The following is a 15311-nucleotide window of genomic DNA, read 5'->3' as shown; positions in this document are numbered from 1 at the left end:
CCATAAAAATGTAATTAAAATAAGCTTGGTGAGTAACTTCATGTCAGACAATAACCTGTAGCGTTTTTGGCCTATTCAGATATTGGACAGAGGCGGGCAATCCTATCTTTAAAGTGCTGCCATTTTATACAAACAACAGTTCTTACTCATTGAGGGTGAATATCAGTATCTTTGTGCACTCAATTAGGGATACAAGACTGGCTCCAGGGTTGGCTCTCTTCGGTAGTTTGTATTTCACCCTGAGAAACAGTTCTTTCCTTTGTAAAAGATACTTCAAAGTGTTTGAGGCGCTGATTGTTTGAGTTTTTATGGTTCCAGCTGTGGCAAACATACTTTCCATAGTAGGGATAGAGTTGTTGGCCTAGGGCACGGTTGAGATTAATAAAATAGGTGCGCCACTGCAGATTTTTGTAGATTGCCTGTCGTTGAGCCAGGGTGGGTTTATCTGCAGATATAGGCTGATGGGGCTGCAGTAAGTTCACGGTATGACCATCTGCCAAAGTGCCTACTACAGAATACCAGCCATCATCACGGGGAGGACCGGGTGAAAAGATACTCCAGGACTGATCTAGTCGCGTTGCTTGCATTGGAATGTGCAGCCGATTGGCGGTACGGCTATTGGTCACACGCCTGAGAGCACGAATTGCTGGATGGGGATTATCAACAAAGGCATGGTGATGGGTAATGCTGCGGAAGTTCCAGATAGAGGTAAGGATTAGCAGGATTGCCGCCAGGCTGTTGCCAAACCACGAAGCACTGACAGAAAAAGCCTTAAATTTGAAGGGACGTGTGACTAAACCAGCCCTACGGCGGTTGTTGGCGATCGCATCATAAAACCGAGTACCCACTTTCATCATGGGTGACCAACGCAGCACCGGGGCTAAAAACCAGAAGACAGGCGATACGCTACACACATAGGCGATCGCTTCAAACTTATAGTGATACTTGCCTTGCCAATCAACGACTACCCAAGAATTATGGCGCTCCATGGCCGCAAAGATATCAGGATCGCTCTGCGTAGTACGGAGAGGAGTATCTGGCAAGAGTAAAAACGTGCGGATCAGGTGCACGACTTTTTTACAGAAGCCACAGTCGGCGTCATAGTAAATCACCAGGCCATGGTGCTCCCGACCATAACAGCGCTTGGCCCACCGTTCCCAGGTAGAGGTGGGAATAAACACAAGCCAGGTAACAATACTCAGAGCTGGAAAAATGCCGAGGTTAAGGGTAAGACCAAAGCCCAGGTGCAGCAAAATAAAGGTGACGATGGCGATATTGCGAAACAGAGCGGTACGGATAGGCACAAATATAAACAGCGGACCGATCCACTCCAACACCAGGGTAAAAAAGGTCAATATGGGGAGCAAAGCACCCAGATTTAAGAGCCATGCTCCTAGGGGGGTGACATATTGGTCAAAGCTTAAGGCATAATAGACTGCACTGCCTTCAGGCCACCAGGTGGAACTGGTTGTTTTGAAGAAGGCGGAGAACATATATATGTAACACTGCTGAACCATAAGAGCGACGCTAGCAGCCCCAAAGAAATGTTTTGGTAGGCTTTGGGCAGCGGTATTGAGAGCACTGTCAATGGAATACTTGGCCCCCAGTGGGAGAAACATCGCCCAAAACATGATCGCCCGCAGAACATCATCAGCCGCGAAGATCAGGGCTGGATTGCGATTATGGAGAGAGACAATCAGTGCCCAGGAGGCAATGGTCGCTAAACGCGTTTTGTACCCCACCAACAGAGCCAGGGCCAAGATCACCGCCACCAGAAATATTAGGGCCTGTACCCAGGCTTGACCACTGATCAGGTGAAGCGACCAGTACCCATCGGGTAAGATTTCGGCGGCGGCCTGCCTGGGTAACACTCCCGCATCGGTATAGTGGGCAACTAAATCACCTAGACGAGTCAACAGAGCCGCCAGGATGACTAAAGCCAGACCAATGCGTAACAATGCCAAAGACCTTAAATCTAGGCCATAGCGCTTTTCTAGAAATCCGGGGCGGGGAACAGTGTCGGCCATGGAACTACAGGGGCAAGGAGGACAAAGAGACTGTTTAAGGAGTAAGCGAGTTTTGAGGTGGATTCATAGGTTCAATTTTGTTGGCTTTATTAGCCAGACCTATTGGTTAGGAATCAGAATTATTTAATGTCCAGCTTTGTGCCCTCATCCTAAATCCTTCTCCCCCAGGGAGAAGAAGGACTTTAAACCTGGCTTCCTCTCTCAAGGCTGCCATGTACACACAAGTATTGGAAACTAGCGTTTGCGGTTGCCTCACCCCCTCTAACTCCCCCTTGGTAAGGGGGAGAACTGGAGTTTCCCCCCTTACCAAGGGGGGATTAAGGGGGGTAATGCAGGATTCTGAACTCTCTGCCGAGATGTGTGTATACCGTAGCTCTCCCCCTTGGGAGAGGGCTGGGGTGAGGGCTATCTGAACATCAGCAAAGTTGAAACTGTTTGATTCCCATTCCTTAGCTAGTAGCGGTTGCAGTTGTTGGGCTAGGGTTTGAGATCGCAATCTCCGTGCCTCAGGCATCAGGTGATAATGGGTATCGGCAAACAGATTAGGATCGGACTGAATGTTCAATGTTTCAGAGTCATACACCACAGGAGCAATGTCTGATAATGCTGCTGCTGTGGCCTCAACATTTTTCTGTGTTTCTAAATCGTCGGCATCAGCATAGACCCAGGGTAGTGCTAGCAACAAAGTAGCTCCTTGGGACTCCACCTCCTGACGAAACTCAGCAATACGGTCAAGGGCATAGGGTGTGGCAGGTTGTTTGATTTTCATCTGCCACCATTCCCCAGTGCGTGCCTTGGTGATGGTTGGATCTCCTTGGTCGGTGAGGGGATCATCGTAGTAACCCGTCACTCGCCCCAATGTGGCCAAATCTATAGAAGACTTCACCACTGCCCGCAGTGAAGGCACCCCCAACATCAGCACATTTTGTGCCAACTGTTTTGGTGGAATATTGCCGGTTAACGGCTGCCCCGTTGCCAGGGCAAAGGCTCCAGAGCGTTCACCTAGACCATTTTCATGGTTTAACAACAGATATTCCGGGATTAACAGAACAGTGTCACCCGGTTCTACCTGGGGTAAAACACTGGGCAAGATCAGGTTCAACCCCACTGGACCATCAATGCCCATATTGATCACCGGTAGCCCCAGATCTGCCTCCAGCACCTCAGCATTGATCGTGTAGTGGGCTCCTGACCCCCCGGTGACAATTAACTTAGGAGATTCAAGAGTTTGCACCAGGGCGATTTTGCGCTGATACATAGACCGCAGCCAGCTGGTTTCACCACCGCCGTAAACGTTATACAGGCTGCCAGCACCCCAAGCTAAACTTGCGATCGCAGCCCAGCGTAACAACTTGAGTGACTCTTGCATCTGACTGATCCCCCCCTGTATAGCCGCTAGGCTCTAAAACTCAAAATAAATAAATTCAGATGGAATATTGGCAGCAAAGAGAATCGTTAGCACTAATAAGGCTTTAGAAACCCAGGGCACCAAAAAAAGCTCATATTCTAAAGACCGTTCTTGCCAAACTGCAATATGCTCTACCAGTAAAAAACCTGCAGCTAACAACAAAATCAGCCCCAGCGCCATGGCTTCATTCAGGCTGAACTGACTAAATGCGCTGCCGAGATTCGCTAACGAATACGCCCAGGGTGTGATCAATGTGGTCAACTTAGTGACGAGCCGAGCCGTATTCAACTCCATAAAGAACAAACAGCCCAGCACCACTGAGCCAAAGGTTAATGCCCACGACATAATTTGAGGTCGTTTGACATACTTGTTAACAACTCTCTGAAAGGGTCGACCAGCATAGCGCAGGAGCAAGAGGAGAGCACCGTGATAAGCGCCCCAGAGAATAAAGTTCCAAGATGCCCCGTGCCAGAATCCCGAGAGGGTGAACGTCGCAAACAGAAAAGCAGGAGCCCAGGCTTTTCGAGACCCCATGAGCGGTAAAAACACATAGTCACGAAACCAGGTACTTAGGGAAACATGCCAGCGTCGCCAAAACTCGTTGATGCTCTGAGAGGTATAGGGGGCTAGAAAATTTACAGTTAGACGCACCCCCAACACCCGGGCAATGCCCACGGCCATAAAGCTGTAGCCGGCAAAATCAAAATAAATTCGCAGCGTGAACAAAAAGGCATAAAACCAAACCAGCCAAGCATTCCCCGCCTCTTGCAGATCAATGTAGGGTGCAATGTTATCGGCGAGGACAAATTTCATAAACAAGCCCAGGGATAACCACCGCAGCCCCCAGTCCCAGTTATCGGCTGTGAACTTAAATCTAAAACTAGAAATTTGCGGTAATAGGGCCGATCGTCGCTCAATTGGACCCGCCACAATTTGAGGGAAAAAGGCAACAAAGTTCACATAGTCCATGAACTCAATCGGCTTTTTACGGCGGGCCTTGAGGGAATCCACCACAAACGCCACCATCTGAAAGGTGTAAAACGAAACCCCAGGCGGAATTCCGCCAAAGACCGGCAGTGGAAATTGCGATCGCCAATTGCCCGGAACCACAACCGCCAATCCTAAAATATCCTCAACAAAAAAGGTTAAATACTTAAAATAGACCAGTACACCTATGTCAAAGACAATCAGCAACGTGGCAATGAGTCGTTCCTGTTGGGGTGGGCGGGTGATCATCCATCGTACCATCCAATAGTTAAACAGGATTTGGATCAGAAAGACAACAAAACTGGTGGCACTGGCATTAAAAAACAGCAGTAGCGACAGGACCGCAATCCCCACCGTGTCAAAAACGCCACGCCAAAGGTTAAAAACCTGTCCAATCAAGCGCACCGTAAAAAACGGGACACAGAACAGCAGCAAAATCCACCAAAAGGAAAACTCAGAGAAATTCAAAACGGTGTCTCCTTAGTAGCATTTGCCCTACAGATCCTTGGGATCTATCGAGACCTCAAATTCATTGACTAAGTAGGTAGAGGCTTTGGCAATGGTGGGATAATCCCAAAACAATGTAGACGGTAGCTCCAGGTCAAGCCAGTCCTCTAAATCGGCAACTAGGGTCACAGCATCGATGGAATCTAATCCATAGCGAGTCAGAGGTTGGGTGACGTCTACCGTCGTTGGCTCTAAGGAAAGCACATCAGCTAGCTGTTGAACCAGCCAGGTCTGAATAGCTTCAATCGGAGAGATAACCGTTGGGTTTTGAGTAGTAGAAGATGTCATAGGTTTCAGTTAATGTAAGGTCAACGGTCTTAACGAGAGTAAACTAAACGGCAACAGCTTTAACTAGTTTGAACATGAGAAACCCTTTCAGAACTAAACCTGCAAAATGGGAGCAGGGGATTTGATCGGAGCAGAAGCGTTAACAGAACTTGTCCTAGGTGCCAATTGGAATGGCACAATTGACAACATTTTGTCAGCCCCATGGAGCCGTAACAGTTCCTCCGCTACGGTTTCGTAGTAAGCCAACGGTATGGCTGGCTGCTCAGGGGTGAGCTGGGCTAACAATCGATCTGCGCACAGCACCAGCCATTTCCCTTGAGCAAAGAAATCTCCCAGCTGGCTGCGATTGTGCAGCCACATGTGCAGGCAAGTCGTTGCAGCATGAATATAACAGTATCGCTTGGCCTCTTCAAAGGCTTCAAAGGACTGATCGTGACCATGTTCAAAAGCACCATCAACAATGGCTTCATCCTGTTCATCCAAGACTTGCAGAAATTGTTGGTACTGCTGCTTGAGACAGTCCAGGACATTTTCATCTATATCTAGGGGGTTGCCGAGGGCCTCCAGGGTAGCCAGGGCGGATTCTAATCCCTGGGGCACATCATCGGTGCCCCGAGCGATCAGATCGAGCTGGCTGGGATCGAAGGTAGGGAGCTCTGTCGTTAGATTAAAGCTGTTGCGTAAACGTGCTTGGAGAGCGACTAAATCCTTGGGTTTACGCCGACTGCGAGCTTTGGCTAGCTGCCGTCGCTGTAGGATCAAGGCATGGAGATTAACGACTGAGCTGCCATCAAACACACTGATTATGGAACTATCGCGCAACATTTTTTGGAAAACACCATAGTCGTGCTCATCGCGCATATAGAACCTTGCACCCAGGACAACTGAAATATCCTGTTGCATTTTTTCTAGGGTGACGGGCACAAAATACTTGTCCACCGCCGACCAGACGCTAAACTGCCGGGGAGCAACGTGAAATCCTCGCGCCGCCGCAATATTGACACAGTCACAGGCCAGGATATCAAGGAATCCATTAACCAACACACGGCGGGGGTGAGGCATATCCCAGACGGTCTTGCCGTAGAGCTGACGATTCAGGGCAAAATTGAGGGTGGTGCGCAGACAAGTATCAGCAGAACCCTGGGAAAATGCTGCACACAAGGCCCGAGTAATCTGAAATCCTTTTAGGGCTAGCTCTAATCCTTGCCCCTCTTTTCCTAAAAGCATTTCATCAGGGACAAAACAGTCTTCAAAATAAATACCGCTCATGTCGGCTCCACGAATACCGTGGGTTTTGATTTTAGGGTTGTTGCCAAAGCTGGTGGGATCAAGTGCCCGTTTGTCTAGCATAAACAGGGACAGCCCTCGATTACCGCCTGCTTTGTCAGTACGGGCCAGCACAAAAGTGATTTCCGATCGAGTTGCCCGGTTAATGGGCCATTTCTCACCCGTGAGGCGATAGCCGCCAGGCACTTTTTCTCCCACTAAACTGCCACCGACTAGATCACTGCCGTGCTCCCGTTCAGAATAGGCCAGGCACATGGTGCCGTAATCATCTTGCATAAACCGAGCCAGCTGTTGTTTTTGTGTTTCCGTACCTGCCATCCAGGTGAGGAAAGACCAAAACATGGTGGTAAATGCGATCGCAGTATTCAGATCGCGACGAGAAAGCACCCGCACAAATGCAACAAATTCCTCAAAAGAGGTAAATTTGCCACCGCAGTCAGTGGGAATGTAATAGTGTTGTAGTCCCCAGTCATAGAGCCCCTTAATTTCAGCCTCAGGGAAGACCTCTTGTTCATCAAGGGTGGCCATGTGCTGAAAAGAGAGAGGGTTTTCTGGAGTAAAAGGGTTGCCTAGGGAGCGCTCCAGGGCTTCCGCCACCCAGTATTGCTTAAGAGATTTCATAGAACTGTCACTAGGATTGAGAACTTAGTCTAGGCAATAAGGCCTGATCGTCATAAAACAGGACAACTAGATTCTGTAGCACCCACAACCATCAAGAAGAAGCCATCTGTACCTGGTTTTCCAGGGTTTCAACATCATTTTTAAAGCTTCTCATCCTGGCCGTTAGCTGAGGATTTTCACTCCAGTCGGCAATGACCTCTAGGGTACCGACTAAAAAGTGATCGCGGCAGGCCCGCCGTTGGATTTTGCCACTGGACGTCTTCAGAACATTGCCGGATTTGACGAGTGCGATCGCACTCACCTGTAATTCATGGGCTTCGGCAATAGCCTGCCGAATATCTGTCAAAATGTCGTCCGCTGCCAGGGTTAACTGATGCTGGCGCTCCACTTCTTGCACCACTACCAGCTTTTCTTCTCCTTCATCAATGATGGAAAAGGCTGCGCCATAGTTCTGACGAAGAGCCGGATGTAGCTGCTGCACCGTCCACTCAATATCTTGAGGATAATGGTTGGCACCGCGAATAATAATCAGATCCTTAATACGTCCGGTGATATAAAGCTCCCCCGCTCGTATAAAGCCTAAATCTCCTGTGCGCAGGTAGGGGCCAACTTGGGGCGTATCCTTGAGTCTTGCTCCAAATGTTTCTGCGGTGGCATCAACCCGTTGCCAATAGCCGCCAGCAACACCCGAATCAGCCACCCAGATCTCTCCCACCTCGTCATGAGCACATCGAGTTAACGTATCTGGGTTAGCAATGACAACCTCAGTCTCGCAGACTAATTGACCGCAACTCACAATATCTCGCTGGAGAGCATCTTCCTGGACAGGAGCGACAACCCCCTGCTCCAAAGCAGTGGCATTCAGCGACAAAATCACCGGCTCTGTCCCCACCCGTTTACTAGAGACCAGGAGAGTAGCCTCTGCTAAACCGTAGGCTGGGGCAAATGTTGTCCATCGAAAACCATGGGGGGCATAGGCATCCAAAAACTCACCCATGACGCGAGGGTTAATGGGTTCTGCCGCATTACCTGCTGCTTTCCAACAGCTCAGATCTAACCCCTCTCGCTTGGCGGGCTTCACCCGACGGACACACTGGTCATAGGCAAAATTAGGGGCCTGGCTGTGGGTAGCCCGATATTTAGAAATGGCTTCCAGCCAACGCTGAGGTCGCTTTACAAACGCCAGGGGCGACATCACATAGCAAGGCACCCCAGTATACAGTGGTTGGATTAATCCTTCCACCAAGCCATAGTCATGGAAATAGGGCATCCAGGTAACTGTTGCCCCATCGGGCGTATACCCACAGGCCCGTTGCAAATAGGCAGAATGATGCATTAAGTTTTTGTGGCTCAGCATGACCCCTTTAGGCACCGATGTCGAGCCTGAGGTGTACTGTAGATAAGCCAACGCCTGTTGATCTACCTGGGGATCTTGCCATTGCTCCGCCAAATGTAAATCTACCTGCTCGGTGTTGAACCAGGTCATCTGTTCAAACTGAGGAGATACTACATCCTGATTATTCTTCAGAAGATCGATGATGCGTTGAGTACTCAACACTAAACTAGCATCAGCATCCTTCACAATCTCCAGTAGACGAGGCAGTGCTCGCTTCATACGCCCAGCGTCTGGAGGAGGAACGGGAATAGCAATCACCCCAGCATATAGACAGCCACAGAAAGCGGCAACGACCTCAACTCCCTGGGGATAGAGCAACAATGCTCGCTCTCCTTTAGCCTGTTGGAGACAGGCGGCAATTGCCCGAGCCTGTTGATCAAGTTGTTGATAGGTGTAGCAAGCGGCTTCAGTCTTACCATCTTCAAGAAACTGATAGGCCAGCTGATCAGGTTGCCTATCAGCTCGATAGCGTAACAGATCAATCAGGGTCGTGAGCTTTGGGGATACAGAGAGCTGAAACATGGCAATGTAGCAGAGCTCCAAATAAGAATTTGATCACAAATGATACTTAGGGAGATCGCACTTAAAAAGCTGGAAAAGCTATCAACAAAAAGATAGCGGTGCGAAGTTTAGAATCGACTATGCAGATTAGGGGCAACCTGAATGTTCTGCACCTAGAGCCTGAGTGACTGAAGGCAAGAATGTAAGACCTTATACCGTTGGTTGCTGCGAGAAAATACTGGTGTCATAATCGCACGAACCTTAGGGAAAGAGACCAGAGGCCTGAAAGCTCTTCACAGAAAAAACATACAGTTTTTTCTAATATAAAGTTCTTTATTGTCTAAGTGTATCCACTGAAGTAAACCATTGTAGTGAGTGAGTAGTACGCTACAAAAAGAGCATAACTCTAAAATATTTAGGATCTTAAATTCAATGAGGACATAGCTTTCAGCATTTATCCAGCAACCTCAAAAAGATGGGAAACCCCCATAAAGCCTGGTGGCTTTCTCAAAGTTTTGAGATCATGACATCGTACACAGGGTACTTTCCAAATGTCCCTAACGAAGAGAATTTAAGCTGTAACGACATTTTCTTTGAGAGAATTACTAAATTTTCAGCGGGTTCTTCAGGGGTAGGACAAGGGCGATGGGGGTAGCAGATATATAAAAATTGGCTATATCCCTGTTCATACAGACCATCTGCCAACTGTCGAACGTCGGATGTTGATTCAGTCAGAAAAAAAGTTTTTTCAGGGGTTGCTACCCAAAGTTGCTGAGCGACAAACTGATGGGACATAGCAATGTAAGGGCTGGAATGCTCAGTAATAGCAGTAATCGCCGGTGCGATCGGCCCATAGTTGCGACTGAGAGAAACAGAGGCCGTGGCGCGATCGCCATAGTTGGCGACGGTACCGTTGTAAACGTTGAGATAAGCACCTGCTAAAAATACGATAGTTAGGCTACTAATTGTTAAATAATATCGCCAGCCCCTCAAGCAAGTGAGCACTTGATTGAGATAGGTGCCGCCAATCAGGGTAAGTAGTGGCACCAGGATTAGGTAGAAACGAGCGCCCCACTGTTTGCCACCAGCCCCAGGCGGAATAATCAGAGGAACAACCAGAGTAAATAGTAGAAGAATTAACCATATTGTGATGATCTGATAACGAAAGTATCGAGGCTTGCTAAATCTGGTTAAAACGGCAATCGTCAGTACCCATAGGGTAAATGGGAAGTATTTGATTAACGCATTGAGCAACTGTTGATAATTAGCCATGGCTTGGGACAGTTGCTGACGAATGGAAGATTCTTCGACCACCTGAAGGGCATGAATACCTAGAAAATGGCCATAAATCGTTTGATTAAGCCCAAAAAAGACCAACATACTCAACAAAAGGCCACTTATAAACAAGCGGCCTTTACCCTGGAGTATTGGTAGCCAAGACAACATTTTTGGACTCACCCATTGCCAAAGTGTAAGTCCCACTACAATGGCGGCCAAACATATAAATTCAGAGCGAAACCAAATGGAAAGACCGATCAGGCTACCGGATAAAAATACCTGAATATTGGAGGTTATAGCACCCTTTGGCCCTAGCAGTATGGTGATTCCCCAAAAGGCTAAACTTACGGCTAGGGTATGCTCCCAGTACATGGCTCCATACAAGGTTAAGGGAGAGGCAAAAATGAGGATACTGAGTGCGATCGCAACCACATCTGCTCTCCACTTTAGTTGTTGTCCAATCTGAAAGAACCTTAGCCAGATTAGCCATAGGGCTAGTAAAGGAACAACATACAGCCCCCAGTAGCCTAGAACACTGTAAAAAATAGATGTCAGTGCTGGAAAGGGAAAAGGAAAGGTAATGAAATAATTATCAAATCGTTCATAGACATAGGGAGGCGTGAAGGGATACAGCCCTTGTTTCCATAATTCAACAACCCAGCCTGGGGCCGATAAGCGTAAATCAAAATGCCAATTTCCTGCAGCCAGTTGTTGAGACAGCAAGGCTTTAAGGCCACCATCACCACTAAAAAATACACCCCCTTGGGTATATTTTTGCAGACTGAGGGTAAATAGAATGCCGACCAAGATAATAAGCCATGGGAACTTAACATCCAGGGATATCTTCGATCTAGAGGGATACATAACGGCAGTTCCTCGATGACTGTCGTGATTTAGGGTATTAATTCTTATTTACGAATATCTGGCCATGGGAAACCTGTTCAGGTTTGAGCTGAAATCTGAGACCGGTAACTATAGCTAACGCTGCAAAACCTTGATGCAACGGCCATGTAGTATACAAGGTAAAGCTACAAAAATGCTGCAATCAAAAAGTCCCAAAGACCGAGATATTCTAGTTGAAAGCCAATGATTTTTTAACATTACCACTGATTTCAAGATCTGGTGCGATCTCATCGATTAAAAATATGCCTGCTTTGTCAGTGCTTGTCGTTTTTCGAGACACTCATCCTGTTGCCACTTAAAACACGTAATTAAGTGTTTGAGATTCCACCATTTCTGACTGGGAAATTCATAGGTTAAGGTTTATTAACCTGTAGTCTGGCCACTTCAGAGATGGCCAGACTACTGATAGTGTCATAGTTGAGGACGCGAACTCCACCAGAAGCAATTGTCCCCATGGCCAGTGCCTTATACAGAGACGCTATCAACTCTACAGAAAGACTTTGTAGATTGAAAAGTTCAACAGTCTTGTTGTTATGGTAGTGATGATCGGTATGACCCATGGGCAGGAGTCTCTAGAAACCTTTCCATTCCCTGATGACAACTTGATAAAGCCCTGTGCTGTAGTTGGCTGTCAGTAGTAAAATGCTGGCTATGGCATATCTTCTCTCGGCAACCAAACTCAAGTCCTATGCCCAGTGTCCCAGGGCCTATTATTTTCGCTATGAGTACGGTTTGAAACAGCCGTCGATGTTTGGCGCGGCGGTTTTGGGTAAGGCCTTGCATGGTGCCCTGGCGCAGCTATACCAGGATTGGCATTATCAGGAGCCGTTACCGTCAGAGGGGTGGCTACGGTATTGCTGGGAGCATCAGATTAGTGCGTTGACGGCGGCCCAGGTGGAAGCGGGGTGGCAGATTCTGTGGCGGTATTTTGAGACTGAGATTGTGCCGTTGGGGGTGATGCAGCGTCCCTTGGCAACGGAGGGCAGAATTCAGGGGTTGACCCAAGTGAATGGTTTGGAGTTTAAGCTGACGGGGCGTTATGACCGATTGGATAGTTTAGACGATGGGTTGGAGCTGATTGATTATAAGTCGGCGAAGAACCCGAGGGTACCTGAGGCTGATACGGTGGATTTGCAGTTGGGTTTGTATAGTTTGGCGTTAGAGCAGCGTTATGGCAAGTTGTTGCGGCGGCTGAGTTTGTTGTTTTTGCGGACGGGGGAGCGAGTGACCTATGGGGTGACCGATGAGCATCGGCGTCAGGTGGAAGCGGTGATTGGTGATCTGGCGTTGCGGTTGTTGGATGAGGAAGATTGGCAGCCTAGATGTGGGGAGCAGTGTGGGCAGTGTGCCTATGCGAGGTATTGTTCGGCGGTGGAGGCTGAACCGGAACCGTTGCCGGAGGTGCGGCAGAAGATACGGCGGTTGCAGTTGTGTTTGGGTATTTGACTATTGTCTTGGTGGACTGTTTACGGGGGTAAGGATGTATTGCTGTGTTTCCTTTGCTAAAAAGATACCAATTTTCTCCCTTACCCCCTTTCTTCTTCCTCCCCTGCGTTAGTTTCCAAAATTACCTGCTCATACAGTAACTCAATTGGACACTCAAACCCAACACTCTCTAGGGTGATGATATCCTCAGCCTGGTATGTGGTATATAGCCATAGTCGCCCTTCTCCTCGCCGATAAATTTCCACCTCAATCTGGGTGGAGCTGATCAGGACATATTCTTCTAAACTGGGCAAACTGCGATATTCTCTGAACTTTTCGCTGCGATCTAAGGTTTCTGTGCCGGGCGACAGGACCTCGATAACAAGTTTTGGGTACCGCAGGGCATCCAATGCGGTTTTGTCGCGTTCGTCGCAGCTGATGGCTAAATCTGGATAGCGATAAATCTGTGGGGTGATGTTGACTTTTGCATCGGCCATGTTGATGCGGCAACCTTGTTCGCGAGTATAGGGTCGTAGTTTGGTAAGCAGGTTGATGGCGATGTCGTTGTGGGGTAAGGAGCCCCCGGCCATTGCATAGACGCTGCCGTTGACAAATTCGTAGCGCAGTTCCTGCTGGGGTTCCCAGTCCAGGTAGGCGGCGGTGGTCATTTTTTGGGGCGGGGGTACGGCAATCATAATTTTTGGGGTGGCTGGCTGATTATATTATGGCGTAGTTAGGGAGTGCGATCTCGACGTCTAAAATTATTACATCGGCATCTGAACGTTGGACATTAGCATAGTCGATTACAAAATATCACTTGACGAAAACCACGATTTTTAACTAAGAAAAATTCGCGAGGTTCCTGTGGAGTATCAGGTAGGTAATTGCCAAGACGAGTTTGACTGACAATGCGTTCAGGTCACATACTTCTCACCAGATCCTGAAATTCCATATCTACTCATTCTTTGATTCGTTTATCAAGTTCATCTCTTACCATCTGACCTGCAACTTTCTTAGCATCTTCAAGGTTATTTTTGAAGAACCAGGGGAGTAAAGCACCAATAATGCCAAGAAATCCTAGAAATGCACTGTTCATCTTGAGTATAAACTCAAGTTGTGTGGCAAGAACTAACGCCGTCTGTGCCAAGCTTCAGCTAGATTGGCACAGACCGAACGAGGTGATTTAAGGATTTGATCAGTCAATAAAGCTCGTTCTTCCGGTGAAAAATCCTGCACAGATTGAAGCACTGTCAAAGGAAATTTCATAAAGCGTGAGTTCACGATGGCTAGTGATAAAACTGTTGGATATTAGACTCTCTCCAGATGGGGGTTAAACAATAAATGCGTCGTCGTCAATTTCTCGTTTTTCAATGTCGTCTCTGTTCCCAGAGTCATTACTCACCTCCCGAGACTGACATTGCGATAGCGAATGGATCGTTCGGATGGCTTTCCAAAAACAACAAGGGGTTGTTTTATCTAAGAGTATGCCTGCTCTACTGTTGTCTAAATTATGGGCTGATAAAATAGGGCAGGGAAAAACTCTAAAATACCTTCATTGGTAGCTTAAAAAAACGACAAAAATGCAACATTAACTTTGCGCTCAGTAGTTAAGTAAGGTAAGCTTAAGTAGAGCAGATTTAAACTGTTTAACCACGTTTTCTCTTACTTATCTAAGCTAAAAAACTTTTTCCACATAGCAATCAATCGTATTGGTATAGCGAAACTTGGATTAACTGTTCTGCCCTATCCTATTCAATCTCATGCACTCATCAATTTCATAGGAAAAGTCCTATTATGAGTCTAAATAAGAAACGTCCGCACGAGGTAATCCCTGGTTACTTAGATTCGGTTAGTAACCAGGTCGCGACCATCACCAATCCGTGCACGGATATGCCGCTAAAGATTCCCCATTTTTCTGTCATGAGGCAGGCAGCAGAGAATCTTGATAAGACAAGTTATCCGGCAGATATCGCATCCGTCATTACGTCCTTCCTTCAGCGAGGGTCATGTTTCGACATGCAAGCTATTCCATCTGGTTACCAGATGGAATTTCCGGCAGATCATCATATTCACCCAGACATTGGAGGCATGGAGTTTTATATTTTAGCGGCCAATCTGGATACGACAGATCCCGACGGTCGCCCTCAAAAGATCGGCATAGCGATGTGGATGCAAAAGAATCGCATGGTCGGTCTGAGCGCACAAAAGAGTGCGGGTTGGTCTGATGGGGATACGTTGGTGGGGTCGGTGATGGCCACTGCAGTGTTAGCTCCGCCGAAAAAGAAAAAGAAAATGCCGTTTTTGGCAAGTACCTATGCGAAAAGTTCAGTAAAGGGTGGCCCAGAACAGAGTTCTAGAGCTGGGGAAGACCTGGTCTTCGAATGTGAGAAGAGTCTGGAGGGAAGAAAAGTCCGTCGTAGTCGTCTTTTAGAATGGCCGATTGTCGGTGGAAAACTGGAGTACAGCAAGACAGGTGAGCCATTTATTTTTTCTGTTGGCCCTGATTCTTTTAGTGGCACTGAGAATGTTCTACCTTTGCAGGCCCAGGTCAACGATGGAGAGAATTTAACGTTTGACCTGATGGTAGATTGTCTTGAAGAACTTCAACCGGAGACCGCATTTTTCTTGCAGGGACCCGCTGGCCCGACGGGCTTCCAGGTCAACTGGCCGCAATTGAAGATTT

The 15311-nt window shown here is 47.7% G+C and carries 13 protein-coding genes; 2 read left to right on the top strand and 11 right to left on the bottom strand.

Features of this window, described 5'->3' with window-relative positions:
• Nucleotides 1-179: 179 nt before the first annotated feature.
• From DXZ20_RS35565 to DXZ20_RS38085, 8 genes are all read right to left on the bottom strand, one after another.
• Entirely contained in the window at nucleotides 180-2027 is a 1848-nt protein-coding gene (locus tag DXZ20_RS35565) for a DCC1-like thiol-disulfide oxidoreductase family protein (RefSeq protein WP_163703192.1), read from the bottom strand.
• 106 nt (nucleotides 2028-2133) lie between these two features.
• Entirely contained in the window at nucleotides 2134-3396 is a 1263-nt protein-coding gene (locus DXZ20_RS35560; RefSeq protein ID WP_348918752.1) for a hypothetical protein, read from the bottom strand.
• Nucleotides 3397-3429: 33 nt separating this feature from the next.
• The gene (locus DXZ20_RS35555) at nucleotides 3430-4890 is read right to left on the bottom strand and encodes an MBOAT family O-acyltransferase (RefSeq protein ID WP_163703191.1); all 1461 of its coding nucleotides are present in this window, start codon (nucleotides 4888-4890) and stop codon (nucleotides 3430-3432) included.
• 27 nt (nucleotides 4891-4917) lie between these two features.
• The gene (locus DXZ20_RS35550; protein WP_163671256.1) at nucleotides 4918-5217 is read right to left on the bottom strand and encodes an acyl carrier protein; all 300 of its coding nucleotides are present in this window, start codon (nucleotides 5215-5217) and stop codon (nucleotides 4918-4920) included.
• Nucleotides 5218-5310: 93 nt separating this feature from the next.
• On the bottom strand, nucleotides 5311-7125 hold the full coding sequence (locus DXZ20_RS35545) for an acyl-CoA dehydrogenase family protein (protein WP_163703190.1): 1815 nt from the start codon (nucleotides 7123-7125) through the stop codon (nucleotides 5311-5313).
• Between the two features lie 91 nt (nucleotides 7126-7216).
• On the bottom strand, nucleotides 7217-9043 hold the full coding sequence (locus DXZ20_RS35540; protein WP_163703189.1) for a fatty acyl-AMP ligase: 1827 nt from the start codon (nucleotides 9041-9043) through the stop codon (nucleotides 7217-7219).
• Between the two features lie 486 nt (nucleotides 9044-9529).
• Complete coding sequence (locus DXZ20_RS35535; protein WP_163703188.1) at nucleotides 9530-11164, bottom strand: LA_3751/LA_3752 family putative glycosyltransferase; 1635 nt, start codon at nucleotides 11162-11164, stop codon at nucleotides 9530-9532.
• A 392-nt stretch (nucleotides 11165-11556) separates the two neighbouring features.
• Nucleotides 11557-11763, bottom strand: a complete 207-nt coding sequence (locus DXZ20_RS38085; protein WP_250566040.1) for a hypothetical protein — start codon at nucleotides 11761-11763, stop codon at nucleotides 11557-11559.
• Between the two features lie 82 nt (nucleotides 11764-11845).
• On the opposite strand from DXZ20_RS38085, the gene DXZ20_RS35525 reads away from it, so the two are divergent.
• On the top strand, nucleotides 11846-12649 hold the full coding sequence (locus tag DXZ20_RS35525; protein WP_250566039.1) for a RecB family exonuclease: 804 nt from the start codon (nucleotides 11846-11848) through the stop codon (nucleotides 12647-12649).
• A gap of 80 nt (nucleotides 12650-12729) precedes the next feature.
• Here the strand turns inward: DXZ20_RS35525 and DXZ20_RS35520 are convergent, their stop codons facing one another.
• From DXZ20_RS35520 to DXZ20_RS38830, 3 genes are all read right to left on the bottom strand, one after another.
• A complete protein-coding gene (locus tag DXZ20_RS35520) occupies nucleotides 12730-13323 on the bottom strand; it encodes a Uma2 family endonuclease (RefSeq protein ID WP_163703186.1) in 594 nt (197 codons plus the stop codon).
• Between the two features lie 263 nt (nucleotides 13324-13586).
• Nucleotides 13587-13775, bottom strand: a complete 189-nt coding sequence (locus DXZ20_RS35515; protein WP_163696642.1) for a hypothetical protein — start codon at nucleotides 13773-13775, stop codon at nucleotides 13587-13589.
• Nucleotides 13757-13894, bottom strand: coding sequence for a four helix bundle protein (locus DXZ20_RS38830; protein WP_163703185.1), 138 nt, complete (start codon nucleotides 13892-13894; stop codon nucleotides 13757-13759). Before DXZ20_RS38830 ends, DXZ20_RS35515 begins: the two co-directional genes overlap by 19 nt.
• Nucleotides 13895-14422: 528 nt before the next feature.
• On the opposite strand from DXZ20_RS38830, the gene DXZ20_RS35505 reads away from it, so the two are divergent.
• On the top strand, nucleotides 14423-15311 hold an 889-nt coding region (locus DXZ20_RS35505), incomplete at its 3' end, for a hypothetical protein (RefSeq protein ID WP_250566038.1).

The organism is Adonisia turfae CCMR0081 (genome assembly GCF_011009555.1).
GTDB lineage: Bacteria > Cyanobacteriota > Cyanobacteriia > Phormidesmidales > Phormidesmidaceae > Leptothoe > Leptothoe turfae.
This window is presented reverse-complemented; position numbering and strand designations above follow the sequence as displayed.